22 protein-coding genes, 1 tRNA gene and 2 pseudogenes are annotated in these 25,875 nt (G+C 43.8%); 10 read left to right on the top strand and 15 right to left on the bottom strand.

Going from position 1 to position 25,875, the window contains the following annotated elements; translation table 11 throughout:
* Positions 1-35: 35 nt before the first annotated feature.
* Complete coding sequence (dacB, locus tag FDX19_RS08865) at positions 36-1,469, bottom strand: serine-type D-Ala-D-Ala carboxypeptidase (protein ID WP_137382432.1); 1,434 nt, start codon at positions 1,467-1,469, stop codon at positions 36-38.
* Between the two features lie 248 nt (positions 1,470-1,717).
* Here dacB and greA point away from each other — a divergent pair, with 248 nt between their 5' ends.
* On the top strand, positions 1,718-2,194 hold the full coding sequence (gene greA / locus FDX19_RS08860; protein WP_003025019.1) for a transcription elongation factor GreA: 477 nt from the start codon (positions 1,718-1,720) through the stop codon (positions 2,192-2,194).
* A 213-nt stretch (positions 2,195-2,407) separates the two neighbouring features.
* On the opposite strand, the gene yhbY is transcribed toward greA, so the two are convergent.
* Positions 2,408-2,701 carry a ribosome assembly RNA-binding protein YhbY gene (gene yhbY, locus FDX19_RS08855; protein WP_003025016.1) on the bottom strand — a complete coding sequence of 98 codons (294 nt, stop codon included), beginning with the start codon at positions 2,699-2,701 and terminating at the stop codon, positions 2,408-2,410.
* Between the two features lie 125 nt (positions 2,702-2,826).
* On the opposite strand from yhbY, the gene rlmE reads away from it, so the two are divergent.
* The 4 genes from rlmE (at position 2,827) to glmM (ending at position 7,764) form a co-directional block, all read left to right on the top strand.
* A complete protein-coding gene (rlmE, locus tag FDX19_RS08850; RefSeq protein ID WP_137382431.1) occupies positions 2,827-3,456 on the top strand; it encodes a 23S rRNA (uridine(2552)-2'-O)-methyltransferase RlmE in 630 nt (209 codons plus the stop codon).
* 99 nt (positions 3,457-3,555) lie between these two features.
* Positions 3,556-5,487 carry an ATP-dependent zinc metalloprotease FtsH gene (ftsH, locus tag FDX19_RS08845; protein WP_137382430.1) on the top strand — a complete coding sequence of 644 codons (1,932 nt, stop codon included), beginning with the start codon at positions 3,556-3,558 and terminating at the stop codon, positions 5,485-5,487.
* A 98-nt stretch (positions 5,488-5,585) separates the two neighbouring features.
* A complete protein-coding gene (gene folP, locus FDX19_RS08840) occupies positions 5,586-6,434 on the top strand; it encodes a dihydropteroate synthase (RefSeq protein ID WP_048213410.1) in 849 nt (282 codons plus the stop codon).
* Positions 6,427-7,764 (top strand): phosphoglucosamine mutase, encoded by a 1,338-nt coding sequence (gene glmM, locus FDX19_RS08835; RefSeq protein WP_137382429.1) that lies wholly within the window; start codon positions 6,427-6,429, stop codon positions 7,762-7,764. Before folP ends, glmM begins: the two co-directional genes overlap by 8 nt.
* Positions 7,765-7,814: 50 nt before the next feature.
* On the opposite strand, the gene dcuC is transcribed toward glmM, so the two are convergent.
* On the bottom strand, positions 7,815-9,281 hold the full coding sequence (gene dcuC / locus FDX19_RS08830) for a C4-dicarboxylate transporter DcuC (RefSeq protein ID WP_137382428.1): 1,467 nt from the start codon (positions 9,279-9,281) through the stop codon (positions 7,815-7,817).
* Between the two features lie 10 nt (positions 9,282-9,291).
* Positions 9,292-10,425 (bottom strand): beta-aspartyl-peptidase, encoded by a 1,134-nt coding sequence (gene iadA / locus FDX19_RS08825; RefSeq protein ID WP_137382427.1) that lies wholly within the window; start codon positions 10,423-10,425, stop codon positions 9,292-9,294.
* Positions 10,426-10,573: 148 nt separating this feature from the next.
* On the opposite strand from iadA, the gene FDX19_RS08820 reads away from it, so the two are divergent.
* The 5 genes and pseudogenes from FDX19_RS08820 to FDX19_RS08800 all read left to right on the top strand — a co-directional run.
* Complete coding sequence (locus FDX19_RS08820; protein WP_137382426.1) at positions 10,574-11,467, top strand: LysR family transcriptional regulator; 894 nt, start codon at positions 10,574-10,576, stop codon at positions 11,465-11,467.
* A gap of 168 nt (positions 11,468-11,635) precedes the next feature.
* The gene (secG, locus tag FDX19_RS08815; RefSeq protein ID WP_003025000.1) at positions 11,636-11,968 is read left to right on the top strand and encodes a preprotein translocase subunit SecG; all 333 of its coding nucleotides are present in this window, start codon (positions 11,636-11,638) and stop codon (positions 11,966-11,968) included.
* 9 nt (positions 11,969-11,977) lie between these two features.
* Positions 11,978-12,064 (top strand) — tRNA-Leu (locus FDX19_RS08810).
* A 97-nt stretch (positions 12,065-12,161) separates the two neighbouring features.
* A pseudogene (locus FDX19_RS08805) lies at positions 12,162-12,930 on the top strand (IS3 family transposase); the annotation flags it as partial.
* Between the two features lie 390 nt (positions 12,931-13,320).
* Positions 13,321-13,548 (top strand): annotated as a pseudogene (locus tag FDX19_RS08800) (transposase); the annotation flags it as partial.
* Between the two features lie 124 nt (positions 13,549-13,672).
* Here FDX19_RS08800 and FDX19_RS08795 read toward each other — a convergent pair.
* The 11 genes from FDX19_RS08795 to FDX19_RS08745 all read right to left on the bottom strand — a co-directional run bounded on the left by FDX19_RS08795 (position 13,673) and on the right by FDX19_RS08745 (position 25,481).
* Positions 13,673-15,457, bottom strand: coding sequence for a hypothetical protein (locus FDX19_RS08795; protein WP_249357542.1), 1,785 nt, complete (start codon positions 15,455-15,457; stop codon positions 13,673-13,675).
* A 367-nt stretch (positions 15,458-15,824) separates the two neighbouring features.
* Complete coding sequence (locus FDX19_RS08790) at positions 15,825-16,991, bottom strand: hypothetical protein (RefSeq protein WP_048213403.1); 1,167 nt, start codon at positions 16,989-16,991, stop codon at positions 15,825-15,827.
* Positions 16,992-16,994: 3 nt separating this feature from the next.
* Complete coding sequence (locus tag FDX19_RS08785) at positions 16,995-17,360, bottom strand: EamA family transporter (RefSeq protein WP_048213402.1); 366 nt, start codon at positions 17,358-17,360, stop codon at positions 16,995-16,997.
* Positions 17,354-18,181: a sugar phosphate isomerase/epimerase gene (locus tag FDX19_RS08780; RefSeq protein WP_137382424.1), complete on the bottom strand. Its 828-nt coding sequence runs from the start codon at positions 18,179-18,181 to the stop codon at positions 17,354-17,356. Before FDX19_RS08780 ends, FDX19_RS08785 begins: the two co-directional genes overlap by 7 nt.
* Positions 18,171-18,938, bottom strand: a complete 768-nt coding sequence (locus FDX19_RS08775; protein WP_137382423.1) for an NAD(P)-dependent oxidoreductase — start codon at positions 18,936-18,938, stop codon at positions 18,171-18,173. The genes FDX19_RS08780 and FDX19_RS08775 overlap by 11 nt, the downstream gene beginning before the upstream one ends.
* 82 nt (positions 18,939-19,020) lie before the next feature.
* A complete protein-coding gene (locus tag FDX19_RS08770; protein WP_137382422.1) occupies positions 19,021-19,809 on the bottom strand; it encodes a glycosyltransferase family 2 protein in 789 nt (262 codons plus the stop codon).
* Positions 19,809-20,828, bottom strand: a complete 1,020-nt coding sequence (locus FDX19_RS08765) for a glycosyltransferase (RefSeq protein WP_137382421.1) — start codon at positions 20,826-20,828, stop codon at positions 19,809-19,811. The genes FDX19_RS08770 and FDX19_RS08765 overlap by 1 nt, the downstream gene beginning before the upstream one ends.
* Entirely contained in the window at positions 20,825-21,955 is a 1,131-nt protein-coding gene (locus FDX19_RS08760; protein WP_137382420.1) for an FAD-dependent oxidoreductase, read from the bottom strand. Before FDX19_RS08760 ends, FDX19_RS08765 begins: the two co-directional genes overlap by 4 nt.
* Entirely contained in the window at positions 21,939-22,868 is a 930-nt protein-coding gene (locus FDX19_RS08755; protein ID WP_137382419.1) for a glycosyltransferase, read from the bottom strand. The genes FDX19_RS08760 and FDX19_RS08755 overlap by 17 nt, the downstream gene beginning before the upstream one ends.
* Positions 22,840-24,024 carry a polysaccharide biosynthesis protein gene (locus FDX19_RS08750; protein ID WP_137382418.1) on the bottom strand — a complete coding sequence of 395 codons (1,185 nt, stop codon included), beginning with the start codon at positions 24,022-24,024 and terminating at the stop codon, positions 22,840-22,842. The genes FDX19_RS08755 and FDX19_RS08750 overlap by 29 nt, the downstream gene beginning before the upstream one ends.
* Positions 24,021-25,481, bottom strand: coding sequence for a hypothetical protein (locus FDX19_RS08745; RefSeq protein ID WP_249357541.1), 1,461 nt, complete (start codon positions 25,479-25,481; stop codon positions 24,021-24,023). Before FDX19_RS08745 ends, FDX19_RS08750 begins: the two co-directional genes overlap by 4 nt.
* Between the last annotated feature and the right edge of the window lie 394 nt (positions 25,482-25,875).

Below are 25,875 nucleotides of genomic sequence, written 5' to 3'. Positions count from 1 at the left end.
AGACGCGTTAGCGTCGCCATCCGGCAATAATGCACTCAGTTATTCTGATATATATCTTTGTACAACCGACTCTCGAAGCGTACCAGTGGAATACGGCGGTTGCGCTGGTCTGCAGGCTCTACCGCATAGCCAGACAGATACTGCACGAAGGCCATGCGTTGCCCGCTGGCGGTGGTGATGAACCCTGCGAGGTTGTATACCCCTTGCAGTGAGCCTGTTTTCGCGGAAACCTTGCCATCTACACCCGCCTGATGCAGGCCTGCACGGTATTGCAGGGAGCCATCGTGGCCCGCCAGCGGCAGCATGGTGATAAAGTTCAGCTCATTGTCATGCTGTGCGATGTATTGCAGCACCTGCATCATAGTGGCGGGGGCAATCAGGTTATGGCGAGAGAGGCCAGAGCCATCGGCAATAATCGTGTTGCCGATATCGACGCCCGCCTGCTGACGCAGGATCTGACGTACGGCATCTGAACCTGCCCGCCAGGTACCCGGTACGTTAAATCGTGCATGGCCAATCATGCGAAAAACGGTGTCGGCAATCATGTTGTCTGATTTTTTCAGCATAATCTTAAGCAGATCATGCAGCGGTGCTGATTGTTTGCTGGCGACTACGGTACCCGGCTCGTTGACCTGCGTCTGACGCAGCAGCGTGCCGCTGTAGGTAATACCCGCTTGTTTTAGCTCATCTTTTAGAATGGCTCCGGCATAGCTGGCACCGTCCTGGATAGCAAACGCCAGTGGCAGCGGTTCGGCGCGCTGCGGCAGACACCCGGTCAGTGTGAAGCGGTTCAAATCGCCGGGTACCACGTCCAGTTCACAATATTGCGCTTCCGCAGAACCACGTGCGAGGGTGCGAACCTGGCTGAACATGGTCACCGGGTAGTAAGACGCTACGCGAATATACGCCAAATCGTTGGCTTTTTGCGCACTGTAAAGCGACACCGAGAAGCAATTTCGGTCGACAATCGCCGCAGCAGGCGGAGCGCTAAAACATTGCGTCATGTCGTTCCAGGGCCAGCCGGGCGCTTTATCATGGCTGGCAAAAATGGAGGTGTCGATCAGGACATTTCCGGCAATTTGCATCACCCCTGATTTTTTCAGAGTTGCTACCATATTGCGAATATCTTGACGTTTTAACGTCGGATCGGCACCAAATCTCGCAACTAAGTCGCCTTTCAATATCCCATTTTCTACGTTGCCTTTTGTCTCAAGCGTCGTGGTGAAACGGAAATCAGGTCCGAGTTGAATCAATGCCGCCAGAGCGGTGATCACTTTCTGGGTACTGGCCGGCAGCGCCATCTGCTGGCTATGGTAATCAATCGCGGGCGCAGGCGCGCCAACCTTCTGTACCATAAGGGCGAGGTTGGCCCCGGCAGGAAGCTGGTTGATGTACTCGTCGACATTCGCAGCCTGAACGCTGAACGCTATACTGGCAGTTAATCCAATGGCAAATCTGGGAAATCGCATAATCTCGCGCTAACAACCTGGAATCAGGCCGTCATACTACGGCGCAACGCCCTAAAAAGTAAACGATGACCCATAGGGAACTCCAGGGTAAAATGAACATCAAATAGAGAATTGTAGCTGACCTGGGACCTCGTGCCCCGGGTCGGTATTTTTTTGCTTCTGACTCTGGCATGGCGTATGCCAGGGTGGGCTTAGCAGCCGGGGTGAGGACAACCACCCCCTACAGGAATGTTCAAGAGGTATAACAAATGCAAGCTATCCCGATGACCTTACGTGGTGCTGAAAAACTGCGCGAAGAACTGGATTTTCTCAAATCTGTGCGTCGTCCTGAAATTATTGCCGCGATCGCGGAAGCGCGTGAACACGGTGACCTGAAAGAGAACGCGGAGTATCACGCGGCTCGTGAACAGCAGGGATTCTGCGAAGGTCGCATTAAAGATATCGAAGCCAAACTGTCTAACGCGCAGGTTATTGACGTCACTAAAATGCCAAATAACGGCCGCGTTGTGTTCGGTGCAACGGTTACCGTTCTGAATCTTGATAACGATGAAGAGCAGACCTGGCGCATTGTGGGCGATGATGAGGCCGATTTTAAACAAAACCTGATTTCGGTGAACTCACCTATTGCTCGTGGCCTGATTGGTAAAGAGCAGGATGACGTGGTGGTTATCAAAACGCCGGGCGGTGAAGTTGAGTATGAAGTGACGAAGGTCGAATACCTGTAAGAACTTCCCAATACGCACATCCTGGTTCACGTTGCATACGCGTTGGCGGTGCTCGAATTATTTAGTGTATCTGTAAGATGTTGATGTATTGTAAAGAAAGGAAAAAGGCCGCATAGCGGCCTTTTATCAACGAAGAGAGCGTGGCATTTTGCTCTCCTGCTAGCGGAAATTCCCGCGTTTTACACAAACTTCGTGTTCAACTTTGGGATATTCTTAGCGTGGCAGCGAGATTTTACGTTCTTTAGTCGGGCGATACAGTACCAGCGTTTTGCCGATGACCTGTACATTGCAGGCGCCGGTTTCGCGTACGATAGCTTCCACGATCAAGGTTTTAGTATCGCGATCTTCCGAGGCGATTTTCACCTTGATAAGCTCATGGTGCTCTAACGCTTGTTCAATCTCGGCCAGTACCCCTTCGGTCAAACCATTATTGCCAAGCATAACTACAGGCTTGAGCGGATGTGCCAGACCTTTCAGGTGCTGTTTTTGTTTAGTACTCAGATTCATCGTATATTTTTGCTTACGTTGGGATTGAAAACGGGTCATTCTACCGCCATCTCCCATATATCGCCAAATAGCTGTGTAGATATTTACACCATTGGTTACGATGAACTGCCCGATGGGAAAGTGAAATGACAGGTAAAAAGCGTTCTGCCAGCTCGAGTCGCTGGCTTCAGGAACACTTTAGCGATAAATATGTTCAACAGGCACAGAAAAAGGGGTTACGTTCCCGTGCCTGGTTTAAACTTGATGAAATACAGCAAAGTGACAAAATTTTTAAACCGGGGATGACGATTGTTGACCTCGGCGCTGCACCCGGTGGCTGGTCGCAATATGCGGTTACGCAGATCGGAAACAGCGGCCGCATTATCGCTTGCGATCTTTTACCTATGGATCCAATCGTTGGTGTGGACTTCCTTCAGGGCGACTTTCGTGATGAATTAGTCCTGAAAGCGTTACTTGAGCGTGTAGGTGACAGTAAAGTACAAGTTGTCATGTCTGATATGGCGCCAAATATGTGTGGAACACCGGCGGTGGATATTCCCCGGGCCATGTATCTGGTTGAACTGGCACTTGGAATGGCTCGTGATGTATTAGCGCCAGGTGGTAGTTTTGTAGTTAAGGTGTTCCAGGGCGAAGGCTTCGATGAGTATCTAAGAGACATTCGCTCCCTGTTTACGAAGGTCAAAGTTCGTAAGCCGGACTCTTCTCGCGCCCGTTCGCGTGAAGTGTACATTGTAGCGACCGGGCGTAAACCATAACCGGTAGATTTCAAACGAAAGTTTGAAAGACACTGGATATAGAGTATCCTGACGCTGTTTTTAACACAGTTGTAATATGAGGTTAATCCCTTGAGTGACATGGCGAAAAACCTAATACTCTGGCTGGTCATTGCCGTTGTGCTGATGTCAGTATTCCAGAGCTTTGGGCCCAGCGAGTCTAATGGCCGTAAGGTTGATTACTCTACCTTCCTGCAAGAGGTCAATCAGGACCAGGTTCGTGAAGCGCGTATCAACGGACGTGAGATTAACGTTACCAAGAAAGATAGTAACCGTTACACGACCTACATTCCGGTTAACGATCCGAAGCTGCTTGATAACCTGCTGACCAAAAACGTCAAGGTTGTTGGCGAGCCGCCTGAAGAGCCGAGCCTGCTGGCTTCTATCTTCATTTCCTGGTTCCCAATGCTGCTGCTGATTGGTGTCTGGATCTTCTTTATGCGTCAAATGCAGGGCGGTGGTGGCAAAGGTGCCATGTCGTTCGGTAAGAGCAAAGCGCGCATGTTGACCGAAGATCAGATAAAAACCACTTTTGCTGATGTCGCGGGTTGTGACGAAGCGAAAGAAGAGGTCGCTGAACTGGTTGAATACCTGCGTGAACCGAGCCGTTTCCAGAAACTGGGCGGTAAGATCCCGAAAGGCGTCCTGATGGTCGGTCCTCCGGGTACCGGTAAAACCCTGCTGGCAAAAGCCATCGCGGGTGAAGCGAAGGTTCCATTCTTCACAATTTCCGGTTCTGATTTCGTGGAAATGTTCGTCGGTGTGGGCGCATCTCGTGTGCGTGACATGTTCGAACAAGCCAAGAAAGCGGCACCGTGCATCATCTTCATCGATGAAATCGACGCCGTAGGTCGCCAGCGTGGCGCTGGTCTGGGTGGCGGTCACGATGAACGTGAACAGACGTTGAACCAGATGCTGGTTGAGATGGACGGCTTCGAAGGTAACGAAGGTATTATCGTTATCGCGGCAACTAACCGTCCGGACGTTCTTGACCCTGCGCTGCTGCGTCCAGGCCGTTTTGACCGTCAGGTTGTTGTTGGTCTGCCGGATGTTCGCGGTCGTGAACAGATTCTGAAAGTGCATATGCGTCGCGTACCGCTGTCTCCGGATATCGATGCGGCAATCATTGCTCGTGGTACGCCTGGTTTCTCCGGTGCGGATCTCGCGAACCTGGTGAACGAAGCGGCACTGTTTGCAGCACGTGGCAACAAGCGCGTGGTATCGATGGTTGAGTTCGAGAAAGCGAAAGACAAAATCATGATGGGTGCGGAACGTCGCTCCATGGTGATGACGGAAGCGCAGAAAGAATCTACCGCGTATCACGAAGCTGGCCACGCGATTATCGGTCGCCTGGTGCCGGAGCACGATCCGGTGCACAAAGTGACGATTATTCCGCGCGGTCGTGCGCTGGGTGTCACCTTCTTCCTGCCTGAAGGCGACGCAATTAGCGCCAGCCGTCAGAAACTGGAAAGTCAGATCTCCACGCTGTACGGCGGTCGTCTGGCGGAAGAGATCATCTACGGTGCTGAACATGTTTCTACCGGTGCGTCCAACGACATTAAAGTCGCGACGAACCTGGCGCGTAACATGGTCACTCAGTGGGGCTTCTCTGACAAACTGGGGCCGTTGCTGTATGCGGAAGAAGAAGGCGAAGTGTTCCTCGGTCGTTCTGTTGCGAAAGCAAAACATATGTCCGATGAAACCGCGCGTATTATCGATCAGGAAGTGAAATTGCTGATTGAACGAAACTATGACCGTGCTCGCCGTCTGCTGAACGATAACCTGGACATTCTGCACTCGATGAAAGATGCGCTCATGAAATATGAGACCATCGATGCACCGCAGATTGATGATCTGATGGCTCGCCGCGATGTGCGCCCGCCAGCGGGTTGGGAAGAGTCTGCTTCATCTAACAACTCTGGCAACAATGGCACCCCGAGTGCTCCACGTCCGGCTGAAGAGCCGCGTACGCCGAACCCGGGCAACATGTCAGAGCAGTTAGGCGACAAATAAGTTATCGTCATCTGATGACCATGTTTTAATTGAAAACCCTGGGGCTTGCTCCGGGGTTTTTCTTATCTGCTTACTCACGATTTACCAGGGATAACACTATGAAACTCTTTGCTCAGGGATCTTCGCTGGATCTCAGCCATCCCCACGTCATGGGGATTTTAAACGTCACACCAGACTCTTTTTCTGATGGTGGAGCGCACAACTCCCTGGTTGAGGCGGTAAAACACGCAAATCTGATGATTAACGCAGGGGCGACTATCATTGATGTGGGCGGTGAGTCTACGCGACCGGGCGCGGCGGATGTTAGCGTGGAAGAAGAACTGCAGCGTGTGATCCCGGTTGTTGAGGCAATTGCGCAACGTTTTGAAGTGTGGATTTCGGTGGATACCTCAAAACCAGAGGTCATTCGTGAGTGCGCCAGAGTGGGTGCGCATATCATTAACGATATACGTTCGCTCTCTGAGCCGGGCGCGCTGGAAGCTGCGGCAGAAACTGGGTTGCCGGTTTGCCTGATGCATATGCAGGGACAGCCGAAAACGATGCAGGAGGCGCCGAAGTATGAGGATGTATTTGCCGAGGTAAATCGTTACTTTGTGGAGCAAATAGCACGTTGTGAACGGGCCGGAATCACAAAAGATAAATTGCTACTCGACCCAGGATTCGGATTCGGTAAAAATCTTACCCACAACTACACATTGCTGGCACGTCTGGCGGAATTTCATCATTTTAATCTGCCGCTGCTGGTAGGGATGTCACGAAAATCAATGGTTGGCCAATTGCTCAATGTGGGTCCATCTGAGCGTTTGAGCGGCAGCCTTGCATGCGCGGTCATTGCCGCAATGCAGGGAGCGCAGATTATTCGTGTCCATGACGTCAAAGAAACCGTAGAAGCGATGCGTGTGGTGGAAGCCACATTGTCTGCAAAGGAAAACAAACGCTATGAGTAATCGTAAATATTTTGGCACCGATGGGATTCGTGGTCGTGTAGGCGACGCTCCAATCACCCCTGACTTTGTGCTCAAGCTGGGTTGGGCGGCAGGAAAAGTGCTGGCACGTCATGGTTCACGCAAAATCATCATCGGTAAAGATACGCGTATTTCCGGCTATATGCTGGAATCTGCGCTGGAAGCGGGCCTGGCAGCAGCGGGGTTGTCAGCTTCTTTCACCGGCCCCATGCCAACGCCTGCCGTCGCTTATCTGACGCGTGCTTTCCGTGCTGAAGCCGGGATTGTTATCTCCGCTTCGCACAACCCATTTTATGACAACGGGATTAAATTCTTCTCCACCGACGGGACCAAACTGCCGGATGCCGTTGAAGAAGCGATTGAAGCGGAGATGGAAAAAGCGATTACCTGTGTGGATTCGGCCGAGCTGGGTAAAGCTACCCGTATCGTTGATGCTGCCGGTCGTTATATCGAGTTTTGCAAAGGCACCTTCCCGAATGAACTGAGCCTGAACGAGCTTAAAATTGTGGTGGACTGCGCTAACGGCGCAACGTACCACATTGCGCCAAATGTACTGCGCGAACTGGGTGCTAACGTCATTGCGATTGGCTGTGAACCGAACGGCGTGAACATCAATGAAGAAGTCGGCGCGACCGATGTTCGTGCGCTGCAGGCGCGCGTCATTGCGGAAAAAGCCGATCTGGGAATTGCACTGGATGGTGACGGCGACCGCGTCATTATGGTTGACCACGAGGGCAATAAGGTCGACGGCGACCAGATCATGTACATCATCGCTCGTGAAGCGCTGCGCCAGGGGCAACTGCGCGGTGGCGCGGTGGGTACGCTGATGAGCAACATGGGGCTGGAGCTGGCGCTGAAACAACTGGGCATTCCGTTTGCCCGTGCGAAAGTGGGCGACCGTTATGTGCTGGAAAAAATGCAGGAAAAAGGCTGGCGTATCGGTGCGGAAAACTCAGGCCATGTGATCCTGCTGGATAAAACCACCACCGGTGACGGTATTGTGGCGGGTCTGCAGGTACTGGCAGCGATGGTGCGTAACCATATGAGTCTGCACGATCTGTGCAGCGGCATGAAAATGTTCCCGCAACTGCTGGTTAACGTACGTTACACCGCCGGTAGCGGCGATCCGCTGGAACATGAAAGCGTGAAAGCGGTGATGGCAGAGGTTGAAGCGGCACTGGGTAACCGTGGACGCGTACTGTTGCGTAAGTCGGGTACTGAGCCATTAATCCGTGTGATGGTTGAAGGTGAAGACGAAGCGCAGGTTACGGAGTTTGCGCACCGCATTGCGGATGCAGTGAAAGCCGTTTAACCCTTTCCGTAAAGCGTAAGAGCCGGAGTCTGAGATACTCCGGCTTTTTTTTACTGTACGGCAAGCTGGTGTTTACGTCGGCGCTGCCAGACGTAACCGCCGACCATCAGTAGTACAAGTACTGCCAGCCACGGCAGAACCGCCATTAAATGCCCTGATCGGGCAAAGGTCAGCGCAATCATCAGCAGCCAACCGCCCAGCATCGGAATCGCGGTACGCTTAACAATATCCACAGGCGAAACGCCTGCAATTCCCGCGATAGCAATGATGACGCCGGCAATGGGCGATAACGTCCGTCCAATGCCCGCTGAGATCTGAATCGGCAGCATCATAACCGCCACGTCGCTGCCGATGTGGCGGCTGATATCCGGCACCATCGGGGCGAAGGAGAAAAATGCTGCATTCCCGGAGCCCATCAACGCTGAAATCGCAAAGGTGATGAGCGTCATCAGCAAGATTATGGACGCTGCGCTGAGGCCAAATTCTCCTGAGAGGGACAGCAGCGCATCAACCGCGCCAATGGCTTTCAGACCGGCGGAAAAGACTTCACCGGCGATAATCAGCGTGACTACCGTGGCAAACACACTGCCCATACTGTCGAAAACTTTTTGTACGCCAGCCATCACCTCGCGCGCCTTGCGATGACGGCAGTACTCACAAACCAGCGTAATAGCGAGGCTTATCAGTACGGCGGTATCCAGCGTGATCTTGAGTGAGCTGAATACTAAATCGCTGCACACTAGCATCAATACCAGCGGAAGCATGGGCAGAAACAGCCAGGCGATAGGTGCGTCGGCTTCATCAGTCGCCGTTAATGTCTGCATTTGCTGAGCTGCATTGTCGCCACTTTCCCGACGGTCAAAAAAGCGTTGCACAACAATATGCAGTAGGGCGATGAAAAGAATGACGGGCACAACGATCGGCAACTGATCCTGCACGAAATAGTTCACGACCTCGATGCCTGCGGTTTTGGCGGCGAGAACAGAGTTGCCGGAGCCGGGGCCAAACTCAACCGCACAGGTACTGGCGATGACGGCGGCAACCGCGGCGCGGCTACAGCCAAGACGGGTAAGCAGCGGGTAAAGCGTCGCCATCAGCAGCAGACCCAGTCCGGTAGCGCTACTGATAAACAGCGACAGAAATTGGCCCAGTAGCAGGGCCAGTCCGAGCAGTAGATAAGGGGAGTTCAGACGTTGCAAGGGGCGGGATGTGACGCGCACCAGCACCTGACTTGCGCCAATAGCCGACATATAGGTGGCAAAGCCACCTATCAGCATGATTTGTAGCCCAAGACCGCCAAGACGCACGCTCAGGGTGTCGCGAATAAACTCAAAGGCGTCAAAGGGACCAAATCCGGTGCTTTTTTTTACCAGGCTACTGAGCGTAGTCATCCCGCTAAAATGCGCGATAAGCAGTAGTACGATCCCGGTTAAGAGCAGCACCGACTGAGGGTGATATTTTTTGAGGATCAGACGCCCGGCAAAAATAATGGCGACCAGCGCCAGTAATAATGACATTCTCAACTCCTCACTCAAAGTTGCCGGTGACCAGACACTCACCGTCACGCAGTAACGGCTTTCCGGCGGCAAACAGGTGGGCCAGTGAGAGGTCGTCATTGAGCACGCAAATATCAGCACGTTCTCCTGCACAAAGCACGCCTCCGGAAATACCCAGCGAGCGCGCAACGTTTGCCGTCAGCATCGCGATGGCCTGTGGCACCGGAATCCCGACATCAATCAGGCGAGGAAGCAGGTTAAGATTGCCTGCTACCGGCGCGGCGCTTAGTCCTTCCACGATGCCTTGCGCATTAAAGCGCGGCACGCTGCCATTACCATCAGAGCTAATGGTGATGCGATCGGCCGGAACCTGTGATTCCAGCGCGTGGAGAATTGCTTGCTCCTGGGGCATAAATCGACTGCCGCCAGACGTCACGTCGATATGGCCACCGCGATGTGCGAAAGCGATAGCCTGTTCGAACAATGCTTCTGTCCTCGCGACATGCGTTGGCGAAATGTGATGAATCGGAATACCGGCATCACACAGTTCCATCAACTGTGACATCCCTTCCGGCAGATTGCCCAGGTGGACATGCAGCAGCCCTTTTTTTCCGGCCAGGAGTGAAGATACGCGGATGTCGCTGATTATTCTTAATAACTCCTGGAAAGAGGGGTAGGAGCCACGGTGATCGGCGAGTGCGATTTTGACACCCAGGATTGCCGGGATAAATGCCATATCATCGCGAATGGATCGCGTAATTGTCGGGCTGGGTACCGCATAGGCTCCGGTATGCATATACGCACGCAGGCCCTCCAGATTGAGAGACTGCATTTTGGCGTAAAGATCTTTCGGGGAGCGGGATATCGCATCAGTACCCAGTACTCCGACGACCGTCGTAATACCGGCCTGAATCAGATCGCGCAGTCTGACGGCTGGCGTCCGGCTGGCAAAGCCGGCTTCACCACCGCCGCCGGTAAGATGGACATGCTGATCGATAATTCCGGGAATTACCCACTTACCGCGGCAATCGATGACCTCTTTGACGCCATCAAAGAGTGCAATATCTTTTTCAACAGCCACAATGCGATCGGCATGTATGAGCAGGGAGCAGAGGCCTAAATCCTCTGGGGAAAATACGCGGGCATTGGTCAGTAAAGTAAACATATCGGTCCTGTCAAACGTCGAGGGTGAGAGTCGGCAGGTGAAACGGAATATTGTTGTTATGATGTCCACATTAAAGCCATTACTATAACTGTGACTATTGCCGATTTGTTATCGGTGGATACGGTTATGGCATGATGGGGAATGAGACGTGGATTCGAAGTGGTTAGAAGATTTTCTGGCGTTGAGTCAGTATGGGAATTACTCCCAGGCAGCGATACAGCGGCATATCACCCAGCCCGCGCTAAGCCGACGTATAAAGGCGTTAGAGGAGATGTTGGGTGTCCCGTTGTTTGACCGCACCACGACGCCCGTTACGCTAACCTGCTATGGCGAACGTTTTGAACCTTATGCCCGGCAAGTCCTCAGTACTCTCACGGAGGCGCGCCATGACCTGTGTGCGATGATGCCAGCGACGGACAATACGTTGGTGATGGTGAGTCTGCATACGCTGTCAGTCAATATCCTGCCTGATATGATCAACTATTTGCGCCAAAGTGAACCGCAATTAAACTTCACGGTAAATGCCAGCATCCAGGGGATTGATAACCACTTTAATGCCCTGATAAACCGGCAAATTGATATGCTGGTGACGTATGATTTACCCTCTTCACAACCGGGGCTGGAGATTGCCGGAGGGCTGAAACGTTCTTTATGGCGATATGAGCGTTTTATCCCGGTGATTTCTGCGCAACTCGCAGACAAGCTGGATGATCTGCATACCCCGATCCCCTGGCTATGCTACAGCGACTATACCTTTGTCAGACGTATTATTGATCCGGCAGAACAACGAGTGCGCCCACGGTTAAAAAAAGTGTTTGAGACTGGGCTAAGCGAAACAATACGTGAAATGGTACTGCGCCATATGGGAATGGCGTGGTTACCTGAATCAATGGTGGCTGAGGAGTTGGTGAATCAGGAGATCATTCACTGTTGGCCAGAAAATTCGGATCTGGTTTGTGAGATCCCAATTGTTGTTTGGGCAAATCTTGACGATCAGCGGTCAGTAATGCAGCGATGCTGGGATAAGTTGCTGCGTTTTTGATTGATGTGGCGATTTTTTCCGCAGTTGATACAATGCTAACAAATTGCCCTTGCGAAGGTTATTCGCTTTGGTTAGTATTCACACCCGCTTCAGTGGGAAACAGTTGAAATTCCCGCTTTATTGGTCGAAGCATTGGTACGCGGCAACTCCGCAAGGAACAGGTTGATTATGCACGAAGCTCTTTTGGTAGTTTTCCTTATTGTAGCAATTGGCCTTGTTGGCTTGATCATGCTGCAGCAAGGTAAAGGCGCTGATATGGGAGCCTCTTTTGGCGCAGGCGCTTCTGGTACACTGTTTGGTTCAAGTGGTTCTGGTAACTTCATGACCCGTATGACAGCTGTGTTAGGGACTCTGTTCTTCATTATCAGTCTGGTGCTGGGTAACATGAACAGCAATAAGACCAATAAAGGAAGTGAGTGGGAAAATCTGAGTGCACCGGCGAAAACCGAGCAAACTCAGCCAGCTGCTCCGGCTCAGCCGACCAGCGATATCCCACGCTAAGTATTCTGTACCGAGGTGGTGGAATTGGTAGACACGCTACCTTGAGGTGGTAGTGCCCTAACGGGCTTGTGGGTTCGAGTCCCATCCTCGGTACCAAATTCCAAAAAAAAGACGCTGCAAAGCGTCTTTTTTTTCGTCTGTGACCCGTCCTGAATAGCGTTGACGCGTTCCTGGCTTAAGTCCGGAGAACGTGATGATGACCGGGTACAATCGCACCCAACGTGATTATCCTCTATCCTTTAAATTAGCCGTTGTCGGGCAGGTCGAAAAAGGCGAGATGCCTTACAAGCAGGCCCAGCAGCGGTATGGCATTCAAGGGCGCTCCACCGTTCTTGTCTGGTTGTGTAAATATGGCCGGCTTGACTGGAGCCCCGCACTTCCTGACCTGGTGAAGAGGAAACGGCCAGTGGCTCAGACGGCTGTTCCGCCTACACCCGAGCAAAGAATCAGGGAACTTGAAGAACAGCTTAAGCTGGCAAACCAGAAAGCTGAGTTTTTTGAATCGGTTATCAATGTTCTGAAAAATGATTGCGGGGTGAGTGTTGTAAAAAAGCGGCCCGGCAAGTCCTCACGCAAAGTCAGGCCCTCAAAATAACAGTTACGCGTGCATGTTAGTTCCTGGGGCACAGCAGACAGGCGTGGTACCAGTACAACACAAGATGTAATAAAAGGCAGGAGCATCATGCTAAGGTTCCGGATTTTGTTGCCCGTACCCGGCACTGCACTACCTGCTGAATGCTCAGGCCGGTAAAGCACTGGCTATCGGGCGGGACCGCCTGTTTAACCTGCTGGATGAATATCGGCTCCTGGTACCCGTGAAGCGGGTATATCACAAAACTACTAACAACCATCATCACTCTTACCTGCATCCAGGCCTGCTAAAGCCTGGCCCTGTACAGGTTATCGCCTCTGAACCAGAGCAGGTCCGGGGCGCCGATATTACTTACCTCCCTCTGCGCAGCGTACTGAGAAATGGTGGCTGGTTGCACCTGCACAATCGGAACAAGATTTTTATACTGGCCTCAGCGGCCGTACAGTTGTTGAGGCGATTGTGTGCTGATTACCCATTTAGGCACAGATTTTCCTGATGCCGGATAGATGCAAGCAACAACCCAAGCCAGATTCAGTACCTGCAAAACGGAGGTAGTTCATAGAGTTAAAAAGTTGCCTAAGAAATGCCCATCCTCTTGCACATTTTTTCCACTTGGATGCTGGTTTTGGCTTGCTTCAGCGCAAACGCGATCTGTTTTTCAGCATAGTGGGTCTTTTTCATGACGGAATGATCTTTTTGTTTAATGAAAGAAAGACCGAAGTCTTCAGTTTAGATAGGGACTGTTTACCGGGGAGAGATCATCCACAAGGCCATCTACATCACACACGCAATCGAATCGCTGAATAGCGTGATCCGGGCGGCGATTAAGAAACACATAGTGTTCCCGACAGATGACTAGGTACGAAAGGTTGTTTATCTGGCGATCAAGGATGCGTTGAAAAAATGGAGTATGCCAATCCAGAACTTGCGGCTGGCAATGAGCCATTTTATTATCGAGATTGGTGACCGTCTGAGCGATCACCTTTAATACATCGGCAGTTTCACCGAATTACTGACAAGCCCATCATGCACCGTTCACTTAAAATATCTTAAGTGAACGGCAATATCCAAAAATAGTCAATAGTTACTGGTCGGAATAATTAGCCCTTATTTCAGTGCTTTCTATCATTACACTCATATCTTGCTGCAGCACCAACAGCAGGATAGTCGTAATATAGGCTGTATATATTTTTGGCATCAACGTTTTCTTGATAAAGCGTAATTTCCTTAATAGTTAGTGATGTCAAATTAAGGAAGTTAGATAAGGTTCGTGGGGTAATCGTTGGATTAAATCCCTCCCTATAAAAAATCGGGAAAGAGAAAGTGTGTTCACTCCATGGTAAACTAACTGGCATATTTGATGGCAGGCCAGTATTCTCAATTTCTATCAGGTATCGTGTCAATTTTCCAATAAGCGGCAGAGATGATATCGGGTTTTTAATATCATATTTTACTACTGCGGTCATTAATTTTATATCACATGACTGTGTTTTTGATTTGCTGATATCAAGGTCAATGGGCTTATTAACAGAGAAGTCACCCTGCAGTTTTAATTGTTCCGGACCGAAGTCATCCCATTTATTATTATTGTTTAGATGCCACAATGAAAACTCACTCTTATCTACGGCTAAATCATAGTTGTTGATCATATTCCTAAAGAATGGCCAATGCCAGTTAAGCAACCAGGGAGTAAATCGCTCAGGCTTCGCAAATGAAATATACTCAGGTTTGATTTTTACGAAAGAGGAATAGTATTTATCCCTCGCCTCTCGACCAAGTACGTGTATTAGCATTTCTGTCGGTGCAGGGTTGTGGGTTCCATAAAATATATTTAGCAATGAACCTGGGTATATCTCCCAAATTAAACCATTGAGTGATTTTTGTGGCGGCTTGTTTGCAATGGTATTTTCATTTTTTGAGTTTGCTGCAGGAGTATCTGTGCGCTTAACAATGTTTGTGGCATATTGAATATTCAGAGCGCCACCTTTGTTCCACATTTCCCATGGGCCAAAGCCATCAAAAATCTTATCATTTGCAAGATTTTCTTTTGCCCATTTTACATTAGGATACTCAAATTTAGATAGGTCGATGTTATAAAGGCAACTGTCATAGCTTTGTTTGGATTTTGTATTTAAGCATTCCTTGATAACTGCGCTTTTAAATAAATCTATAGTAATGACGTTGCTATCTTTAGCTACCATCGATACATACAGTGGGACGTTGTTTCCTTCTGCAACCACTACACTACCTGGCGCTATATCATTAATTGAAGAAACTACAAAACTAATGTTGCGCTTTTTACCAAGAAAGAATTTCTCATTTATTTCGTCTGTATCGACGTTGAGTAGCATTTCTTGTTTATCAAAGTCGTTTTTATTTCGGGTAACAGTTATAATGTTTTTTCTGAAGTCGAAATATGGTGGAAGTTTCTTATCTAGCTTAACAATATATGTATTGTTAAAGCCGTACACAGACTCAATACGTGTTGATGTAGGTCCATTTATCCCATCCCAGGATAACGTATCTCCATCTTCTAAAGTGGTTTTGGACAAACTGAGAGAAGGTACCGGGCGGATGACATACGTATATCCGGTTGGGTCCAGTGTAAATCGTCCACCACGTATCCAGCCCATAGTGTCACTTTCAAACATCATATGCTTGTTCTTTTTCTTTCCCGAAGGGATAAGAATTGACTTGGGAAAAAAGTCGAAGGGAATATAACCCTGGACGGTTATGTTACCGGAATCATCTATGTCTGTAATAGTAGTATAAAAATCAGCATAATCATTTTTCAGAATAGCAGTTTTACCCACGAATACATTTTTTAGAGGTTTTCCTGGTTGAAATAGAATGTTTTTCTCTAAAATCTTGAAAGTGGATTTATTACTGAAACCCAAAATGAAATCCTGATTCCATATGGGTACTAAAGGCACTGTAGATAATGATGTCTTATCATTGTTGACATATCTCAACCACGTCGGAAAGGAGATATCATCTGGTAAATAACGTTGCCCAGTCTCTCTGGAAATATAGTAACTGGCTTCGGATAAGTATTCGCCATATTGATGCCTCTGATTAAGTGAACCAATTACTCCACGGAGATCCTGGTGCTTTGATAATCTTACTCCCTCGACGTGAGATAGATTATATTGGCTTTTTGGAATGCTTCTCTTTGACAGGTTCATATATCCATACCAATAGGCAAGAGATATAAGAGAGAGAATTATAATAAGGGTGCGAGTGAAAACTTTATTTCTCAGAATATTAATCATTTTTTAGTTTCGCATTTTCAGTGAAAATAAAGAACAGAATAGGGAAGAACGACAATGTCATATATCTAATTTCAAGAGGTGCCTGATGCGCACCAATATAACCTAAATTAGATGCCCATGATAATATCCCGCCCCAAAACATTACCAGACAGGCATAGTAAAATTTTGAGTTTAAATTATATTTGCGGTATACAAATGTAATTATTAACGTGTAAATTATGGCAATCAAAGTGACAATCTGAGTAACTACAGCACTTATATTATCGAGTCTGAATAACTCGGTGAATGAATCAAAAAATGAATTTGGGAACACGCCGAAAACCCAGGTTTGGTCATTCGAGATTGTTATTATGGCTCTGATTGACTCCAGACTTTGAAAGAGGATAAGAAGGATGGCCACATGCGCTAAAATGGATAGTATAAATAAAGATGCGGAATAGACTAAAGCTGCGACACGCTTTTTTTCATGGATGAAAAAATAAATGAATACAGTTAAACAAAATGCCGCAATTGCGTAAAACCCCTGTTCTGCACCAAGCAAAGGGGAAATGGCTGCAACAAAGAGAGTTACTATAACTGTTTTTAATGTTTTCTTTTTATCAGCAATTTCATAATAAGTTATAAGATTATAGAAACATATTGCTAATAGAATGTGAGGAGAAAATCTTACTGCCATTGGTGCACCTAAAAATAAAGGTGAAAAATAAGCACCAATGTAAGGTATAAAATCAAACAACATGGAAATGAACAACGTGAAGATAAGTGATGTAGAGAAATTACTTATTTTTCGCAATATAAAATAAATAGGTAAGTATAAGAATGCACAATTTACTATAAATGTGCTATTCAATGCGGACACAATGACACCAAAACCAAGTATGTGTGAAAATAAGTAATAAAGAGGATATATTAAATATGGGATACCATTTCCATGGAAGTAAGAAAAATCGATAGCTGGGTAAGAACCAATATCTATTGATCTAAGGGGGAATAGCGTCTGAAAAGACCCATCCCAAGGTTCACGGTTAAAATATAATACGGAATTATAATATATTATGCTTACGCATATTAATGAAAGCAATGATATACCAATAGCATACAGATTTAGCCATTTATCGGAAAGGAATAATTTTTTTATAGACGACTGAAGTGATTTCATTTGTTATGCTTTCCCCATAATAACTACGCCAAGTATAATGACCAATGTTCCAATTACCTTCATTGGTGTTAAGGATTCATTAAATATCAGATAACCCATAAGCATGACAAAAACAAAACCTAATGAAATGAAAGGGTAGGCGAAGCTCACATCAACCTTTTTTAATACATAAACCCAGCTTAACAATGCAACAACTTGAAATAAGATGCCAGAAACAAGATAAAAATTAAAAATCAGCTCACTAAAAAGTTTGGTCAGATTTATTAAATCAATTTGAGAAGGAATAGATATTTGCGCGGCTCCTTTCTTTAACAGAAGCTGAGATGATGAAGAGAAGAATACGCTGAAAATAATAACAAAGATTAGCATAATATTGGCCCGTAAATTTCTTTTACCAACGAGATACTTGCATCAATATCTACCAATGGCATTTCTGATCTTTTCATCTCTATTGATAACCAACCTTGGTATGCTATGTGTTCCAAACCTTTACATGCCAGGTTGTGGGCTTCAATATCTAAACCAATTGGTGCTAAATCTTTCTCACTTATATGAAAGTGTGCGATTTTTTCATTTAATATTGCAATTCTATTATAGATGTCTTCCTTAGATAACCTTAGCCCTGCAAGATCTAAATGAACACCAAATCCTGGATGATCAATTGCACATGCAAGCTCAACAGCTTCTTTTGAGTCTGTAATAAAGTCGCATCCATAGTATTCTGGATTCGGCTCGATACAAATCATGGTACCAACATCCTTTGCTTTAATTGCCAAAGGTTGAAAGAACTTCGCTGCAATCTCTATTGCATTAGCAAATGAAATATCATTTCTTAACCTATTTTTAGGCGAACCAAAGACTAATTTTTCAGCACCAAGAAGGCCTGCCATGTGGATAATTTTGCTTAAATGATTCTGGATTGCATTACTTTCAATTTGATTGCCAAAAATATTTCCGGAGGGACCTCCGAACAATAATGCCTGCATCGAGCTGATAACGATTCCGGCATCATTCATTTTTTCTTTATATAAAAGAACTTCATCATCAGAGAAATTCTGAACATTGCTAACAACTTTTGCTGGCGCGACTTCGATAGCACCAATACTATGTTTTTTAAGGATGCCGAGCACAGCATCGTTTTCATCGCTATTCCATGCAATGTTTGAAATGGATAGACCTTTATTTTTCACGACGGTATTCCTCAATGAATTTTTCTAACTCAACGAGGCAGTCTTGCCTATTATAAAGGTAACCATTTTCCCGTCCCCAAAGCGTTGAATACTTTGATTTGATGTCATAGCGAGATGGATGTGAACTCGTTATATTTTTATATGGATAACCAAGTATCATTTTTGCAATGTCGGCCGTTGGGATTGGCTCTACAGATGTGTTGAGGAGGCGAATGTTATTCTCGATCATTCTATCAATATCAGTTTTAAGAAAATTGAGGCAGTAGAATTGGAATGAACTGCCGGTATCAATTTTTTCAATCTGATTATTATTCAAAAAATCGTAAATAATATTCTTTTTTAAACCCTCGCCGAAGAGGCCTGGAAGACGGAGAGTATAAGTATTGGTAAAATGCTGAGTAACAAAATCTTCGAATTTTAAACGATGTAATCCATAGGGCTGTCCAGTGTCTCGGGATAACTGACTATCTTCATCAAAATCGATTGGATTAGGGTATACATCAACCGTAGAAATTAAAACAACTTCTTCGGCAGTTACGGTTTTTAGAATGTCAATGAGGCCGCTAATATTTTCCCAGTCTTCAACAGGATGCTGATTTGCCCACCATTTTACAGCCGGAACTCCGCAGATGAACAATCTATTATAATGCTTGCCTCGAATGTCATTTATATTCTTTGAATTATATAAATCGTCGAAATCGTATTGTTTAAGCAAATTTCCGCCAACAAAGCCAGTATAACCAATTAAAGCATTCATTGTGATAACCCATAATTATATAAAAATCAAGCTAGATAGTCTCTATCTAGCTTCTTGAAAAGAAAATAGCAGGTAACTTTACCTACTTTTTGTCATACTTTCCTAAGCAAACTTGTAGTAACCTGGCAATAACCTGTAGGTTACCTCTGATAGGACTAATTTTTGTCGGTGTCTTGCCATGTTTAGGATAAGTTCTCATTACAGGTATTTCAATGCATTTAAATCCTAACTTAGCCGCTTTTATCGCCAGGTAATAATGAAGTTCGTAGCCAGTAAAAATATTACGGAATACAGCTACGTTCTCATCTGATAAAAATTTGGCGCTGTAAGCGCGAAAGCCATTTGTGGTATCAGTATATTTGAAACCGGAGAAGAATCTCATTAGGGGAACATGAATTACCTTTAATCCGATGAGTCGTGACATAGGAGTATTTACATGTTTGCCACCGGGAATAAAACGCGATCCCTGTATATGATCCATCCCATTTTCTAATTGGCGAACGAAGTTTGGAATATCATCAACGCTATCTTTATTATTGCCATCGACAACAATAACGCCTTTATAACCTTCCAGAAGTGCCCATGCGAAACCCATACGCATTTGGCTGCCAAGCTTTCCTGCACCGGTTTTAACCAACAGGCTTGTCACACCATACTTTTCTAAGTTTTCAGTAGAGGTTGATCCATCAGTGCTGCCACCATCGGCAATAATTATATCTGTACAACTTCTTGCAGCATCCATACGTGCCAGTTGCTTTATTAGTTTATCACCTTCATTAATCACGAAAATTAATGTGCAATAGTCATTCTGTTTAGGTCTTACTCTTGTCTCAGTATATGCAGGTACTTCCCAGGTATAATTTTTTTCCATTACTTGTTACGCCCTGTCTGAACCAGATTGATTACATCAGAAGTTGACTCTGTTAATACGTTTACGCGGTGTGAGTCAATCATTACTGAACTGTTTTTCTCATATACTATATTGTAATCAGTATGTTCGGAACGGTCATCAAGCAATCGACCTAAATATTCCCCGAAGAACGCCAGCATAGTAAAGATAAGCATAAATAGGATTGACATAAATATAATTTGTGTTGTCCATCCCTCAATGACATGATTATTAATTATTCTAACAATTAGGCTGTATAGGCTGAAAATAAATGCTAAAAAACTACCGAATACTCCCAATAAACTCATCCAGCGCAGTGGTTTCGTTGAGTTAAATATCATTATTTTAATCGTGTCACGAATTCCTGAAAGAAGAATTTTTTTCTCATTAACCTGGGCAAGTTCGTAGGTCTCCGTAGTAGATGTGAATCCTGTATTAGATATTCTCATCATCATTTTGTGATGGAAGCGACCGTTTGCCGTTACTGCATTGACAGCTCTTCTACTTAAACAACGGAGATTTGTGGCATTTCTTGGCAACTTATAACCAATCCGACTTAAGAAATGATTCATAACAGGTCGAACTATTGCGTACGCAAGAGATGAGTTCTGTTTAGCAACACCAATAACTACATCACTGCCTGCAAGGGATTTTTCGACTACATTTTCAATGACATAAACTGGGTCCGTACTAATATCAAATAATACGACAAAATCACCTATTGCATTTTCTAATCCGGCTGATAGAGATACATCTGCAGATACTTCTGATGAAAGTCTAATATATCGTATAGACTCTAATTCAGTGAGAAGAGAAGTGATGTAGGTTTCAGTGTCATCAAAAGAATGGTTGTCAATAATTACGATTTCAAAATCGACATAGTTTTTTGACAAAAGATCGTTAATAGGTCTAATTTTATTTTTTAGATCTTCTGCTTGATCTTTGCAGGATAGTACAACTGATACAAAAATATCCTTCTTTGTAGCACTAGTTAAATTCATTTGTTCAATCCTAACTCATTAATTACTGTGATAACATCATAAACATTGTCAATTTTCCCACCCATAATGCAATGCAAGCCTTTCATACCGTGATTGGCTTTGAAAAGAATAGGGCGAGAATCATCGGTTTCACTTCTTGGCAGAAGTGTTTTAACTTCCCAAATCGATTCTTTATATTCGCATTCAGATAAAACAGGTATATACCGACTAGCATCGGATATAGTTTTACGCCAAAGAGTATTCTTCTGTACTTCATTAAAATATTGATGTGACGGGAAATAACTTTCGTTGCTTTCATTCCATTCATGATGGGGAGTATAGCGTACATGACTAAATGAGTGCAGACCTTTGGAAGGGAAAGGCATGACAGAAAAGAATGGTCCGCACATCACTGTAATCCCCGTTTTCTCAAAAATATCAGGAACTTTTACGATACACATTTCTGTCAATTCCTGCTTGAGAGGAATTAAATCTATTTTTGATTCATGCAAGACGAAATTCGTCATCGAATAAGTACAGTTAAAAACTTGTTTTGTTTTGTAATATTCGATTGATGCGCCATCAGGATCATTGACATTTTGAGTTTTGACAGTCAAGCCTGAGCTATCTTCCTGTACACCTGTAACAACCGTTTCATATTTAATGGTTACGCCGCTATCTGCCAGACGGGACAGCATAATAGAACGTAGTTTTCGGGAGTCAAAGGCATACTCTTTAGTGGTAAAAACCTCTTCAATTAGGTTTTTATTCGTTAGATCTCTGATCCAATGTGGGGCGATATCACAAGGCGCTCCTATCCTTTGGCAAAATAACTGAAACTGACGTGCAGTTACTTTTCCAAGAATGCGCCCGACCATATAAAATTTTGAGAATTCATCATCAATACATTCTTTAAAATCATTACAGAAAATTGGGAATGATGCCCTGGACCTTAATGCTGTGAGATGGCTGCGTGGATAATGATAACCATTGTGTACGCGAGCCTGGTTTACATACGAGGCACGCTCCATTAAAGACGATTCTTTTTCAAACAGAGTGACCTTATGTCCTTGGGAAGCTAAATAGTTAGCGATATAAACACCAAAAAAGCCTCCGCCAATAATGATAGAATCATTTGCTATGTTCATCAATTCTCCTATTTTTTATTATTGAATGGATAAAGTTAAGTAGATTGGCCTTATCCATTATTTTATCCCAGTTATATTCTTTAATGTGCGCCCAATACTCGCCATTTGATAAATAGTCCTCAGGTCTAAAATCAATTAGGCTTTCATTGAAAAATTGAATGTTATCAATTTTTTTATTTTTAGCAAAAGACTCAACCCATTCAATTCGAGTTGAGCATACGTTTAGTCCCATCGCTAAATACTCTAGTACCTTTGTTGATGTCTGATATTTATAAGGGTAAATATTAGGGGTGTAATTTATCCCACACTTTGCTTTACAGGCTAATGCTGGTATATCCTTGTAATTTAGCCGACCAGAAAATATTATATTAGGAAAGGCTTTAAAATCATTATATAAGTCATTAGGGCATTCGCCAATCACAAGTAATGTGTACTGATAATATTTTTCACTAAAACACTGCAGTAGTTTTCTTATGTTTCTTTTTGCTGAGAGACTCCCAATGTACACGAAATCATATTCTTTTGTTATATTATTATTTTTCCTAAAGAAGTGTTCGCTAACCCCCATATCTCTATATGTAAATGGGACATGGTCGTTAAAGAATGCCTTTTGTTTTATTGTTTCATTTAAAAACACTCTTCCATCTGGAACGATATTTATTAATCGTTTTATTTTGTCTTTTACAATTCCGTAGGGCGGAGTGGAAAGTGAAGCATATTCATGAATATGCAGTCCTGATACTTTCTTTTTATGTTCCACTCCCATAAAAAACCAATATATATCTGCATTTAATATATCTTCGGGATGTTCTACGATAGATACTTGTAACCCAAGGTTGGAGAAATAATCTTTGTAAATTTCGATCTCAGGTAGATACTCTAAACTATTTTTGATAAAAGCTATTCGAGACATCCTTCCACCTTAAAGATAAAAATATAAAGACTATTATTGCCAGTATGTACATGCTGACAGATGTCAAAGCTACAATGTTATGTAGCTTTATACCTATTACTGAGAGTGTTATATAGAAAATAGGTTTCAATCCATATCTCAATAAATCGATAAAGAAAATTTCCTTTGTAGCAGTAAAAAAAATAGCGCGATTATAACTGGGGGACAGAATTAATATTGCCGCAAGCCAGAAAGATAAACTCTGCAAGTATATAATACTACCACTCCATTTATTGCCAATTAGATAAACAACTGCAGGTAATATAAAGTACGATGATATTATATATATAACGCCTAATATGATGCCGATAATGCCATATTTAAATAATACTCTTTTTTCTTTATTTGAGAGGCTATAAAGCACTGCGCGACTCATTGCCGAGTTCATTAGCGTGACAAAGACCGTGGTTATTTTTTCTGCGATTGCATACAGTGCTGAGGAATGATAGCCAAAGAAACTGGAAATAAATATTATTGGTAAATGAGTTCCTATAGATGGAATCATCGATGATGTTGTATGGATAGTCATATATTTAGTATTTTTTCTGACAATACTTATTGACGCGCCTAACCATTTCTCTTTGCTATTATCAAACTTGATTCTACTAATAATCAGTACAATCGTTGAGCCAATGATTGTCCCGATAATAAGCCCATACTGAAACTTCATTAGTGCTAATTGTGATAAACCAACTAATATAACTCTATTTAGTTGCATTATATTTAGTTTTCGATGGTTACCGGTTGATGTGTGGTAATCATAGAGAATCTCAAATGAGTTGAAGCAAAAAATAAGGATTGGTATAGAAATATAAATAATTGATAAGTTGAAAAATAGAACACTGATAACCACTATTAGCGATGATACTATCGTTGTACTCAACGATAGTATCTGGCAAGCACGAAAGAGCAACCGCTTTTCATAGATATCACTGGTGATTAGCAAAAGATTCAGTCGTAATGCACCGACGTATGATATCAGGCCTGACCATGCCATAATTGTTGCATAAAGGCCGAAAGCTTCTACTGAATAAAATTTCACAAGAGCCAGCATGATGCCTATTCCAAGCACTTGTGATAACAAACTGCCACTAAAAATTGATATGAAAAATTTCATTTTTTGATAATATGCAATTTACTAGTGCATTGAATAGTCGGTAAGTCTGTTAATATTGAATTCTTACTGTAAATGGCATCAATATTATAGTCGTGAATAAATCTATTGATATTATTTTTGTCAATATTAGTCGGAGACAAAAAATACAATGCTGTACTGGTTATAGCGTCTTCGGATACAGATACTTGTTCAAAGCCATTTTCTGTAATAAACAAAATCCTCTCCAAATTATGCTTTTCAACACATTGCCGTATGTTATCTTTATCTATCAGTGTTATATATTCTTGTGAGCTGTCAATTGATATGCTTTTTTTTACCGTTCTCCCGATAGTCCAGGCTGAACTAATTATAATTGTATAGATCAAACACAGTGTCGTTATCTTATTTTTACTGTAAATTGCAGGCGTTGTATAAAGTAAGAAAAGCGTTATTAATAAGTATAGGTTAAAGAAATATCTACCATCAGTATATCCTGTGAGTCCTACAATAGGCACTACTGAACTAATAGTAACGATCAGGAAAATTAGTTTAGTACCTATATATCCCTTTAACGTGATAAGCATATTTTTCTTATGAGAAATATACTTATAAATCAGATGTGCTAATATTATAAATGTAGGTGTTAATGCCCCCCATAGTATAAATGAAGTAAATGTTTTTATTTCTTTTATTATGATATTTGTTATGAAACTTAAAAAACTATTATTTTCTATTGATGGTACATAATCTAGAGCACCAAACTGGGGTGGCATCAACACTAATTTAGAGCTTTCAGTTATCCATAACGTATTGAAATATCGCTCAGAATACGTTATCCATATTACAATAGATATTAGTGGTGGGACTAAGAATAAAATTTTCCCAATTACCTTTTTCTCTTTAAATAACACCCATAATGTGAAAATTATAAATGAGATGAGAAATTCAAAACGTGTCAGTATGGATACTGAAAAAATTAAGCCAATAGTAAATAATTGCTTGGCGCTAAGATATTGCTGCGAGATGAAAATATAGCTAATTAATAATATTTCTAGCGTCGCCAGTGGTATTGATCTTCCATAAGCCACCTCCTGAAAAAAGGGGGGGTATAATAATATAAATGAGATTATTATTAGTCGTTCTTGATTTAAATTTAATTTTTTTAATATTGCTCCTGAAACAATACAACAAGCTATTAATATTAAAATATTTAATACCAGTGAAGAGTAAATTCCGATATTTAAAATGGTGTCTATGAAGTGTATCAGTAAAGGATAGAAAAAAGGAAACGAAGGGCTATGTAACGAATTATATTGATACTGTCTGATGAAAGATGGTTCATATCCAGAAAATATTTGTTTTGATAAGTCGTAATATGTCCAGCTATCAACCGTAAACCCTTTAAATAAAATAGCATCTAAAAAAATCTTACCAATAAATATCGCCAAACATAAATAAATGTTTATTTTGAGATTCAAATTTATTACCTCTGGTGTTAAAGGTATTTAATTCAATGTATATCTAATATGGGCTAAAACGAGATAATTCCTATTTGAAAAATTCTCTTTGTGTGATGTATAGATTATAGCAGTAAGCATTTTTGTTAAATTACAAATGAGGCATCAGGAGGTTATTTCTTAGTCTAAATTACAATATATGTGCTAAAAACGAGTTGAGGATGTATGTTCTGCCATCACCGAATGACCAGTATCTGGCATCATTCTGTTGCCTTCATGCTTTTTTTAGGAACGCTACCGCCCTAGCCATGCTTGTACAAGCGATGAAGGCTATAAGATTTTGAACTAAAAGTTAAGTGATGTTTAAACTTAACTTCACAACCGCTATTTTTAAATATGCAGATAGCTTCAGTAT

Source organism: Citrobacter sp. wls619, from assembly GCF_005281345.1.
Taxonomy (GTDB): Bacteria; Pseudomonadota; Gammaproteobacteria; order Enterobacterales; family Enterobacteriaceae; genus Citrobacter.
This window is presented reverse-complemented; position numbering and strand designations above follow the sequence as displayed.

Coding starts and splice junctions, on each gene's coding strand:
- greA (WP_003025019.1), top strand. CDS start 1,718: ATGCAAGCTATCCCGATGACCTTACGTGGTGCTGAAAAACTGCGCGAA.
- FDX19_RS08775 (WP_137382423.1), bottom strand. CDS start 18,938: ATGAATGCTTTAATTGGTTATACTGGCTTTGTTGGCGGAAATTTGCTT.
- secG (WP_003025000.1), top strand. CDS start 11,636: ATGCACGAAGCTCTTTTGGTAGTTTTCCTTATTGTAGCAATTGGCCTT.
- FDX19_RS08765 (WP_137382421.1), bottom strand. CDS start 20,828: ATGAATTTAACTAGTGCTACAAAGAAGGATATTTTTGTATCAGTTGTA.
- ftsH (WP_137382430.1), top strand. CDS start 3,556: ATGGCGAAAAACCTAATACTCTGGCTGGTCATTGCCGTTGTGCTGATG.
- dcuC (WP_137382428.1), bottom strand. CDS start 9,281: ATGTCATTATTACTGGCGCTGGTCGCCATTATTTTTGCCGGGCGTCTG.
- FDX19_RS08790 (WP_048213403.1), bottom strand. CDS start 16,991: ATGAAATCACTTCAGTCGTCTATAAAAAAATTATTCCTTTCCGATAAA.
- dacB (WP_137382432.1), bottom strand. CDS start 1,469: ATGCGATTTCCCAGATTTGCCATTGGATTAACTGCCAGTATAGCGTTC.
- FDX19_RS08785 (WP_048213402.1), bottom strand. CDS start 17,360: ATGCTAATCTTTGTTATTATTTTCAGCGTATTCTTCTCTTCATCATCT.
- FDX19_RS08750 (WP_137382418.1), bottom strand. CDS start 24,024: ATGAAATTTTTCATATCAATTTTTAGTGGCAGTTTGTTATCACAAGTG.
- FDX19_RS08770 (WP_137382422.1), bottom strand. CDS start 19,809: ATGGAAAAAAATTATACCTGGGAAGTACCTGCATATACTGAGACAAGA.
- iadA (WP_137382427.1), bottom strand. CDS start 10,425: ATGTTTACTTTACTGACCAATGCCCGCGTATTTTCCCCAGAGGATTTA.
- FDX19_RS08760 (WP_137382420.1), bottom strand. CDS start 21,955: ATGAACATAGCAAATGATTCTATCATTATTGGCGGAGGCTTTTTTGGT.
- glmM (WP_137382429.1), top strand. CDS start 6,427: ATGAGTAATCGTAAATATTTTGGCACCGATGGGATTCGTGGTCGTGTA.
- yhbY (WP_003025016.1), bottom strand. CDS start 2,701: ATGAATCTGAGTACTAAACAAAAACAGCACCTGAAAGGTCTGGCACAT.
- rlmE (WP_137382431.1), top strand. CDS start 2,827: ATGACAGGTAAAAAGCGTTCTGCCAGCTCGAGTCGCTGGCTTCAGGAA.
- folP (WP_048213410.1), top strand. CDS start 5,586: ATGAAACTCTTTGCTCAGGGATCTTCGCTGGATCTCAGCCATCCCCAC.
- FDX19_RS08755 (WP_137382419.1), bottom strand. CDS start 22,868: ATGTCTCGAATAGCTTTTATCAAAAATAGTTTAGAGTATCTACCTGAG.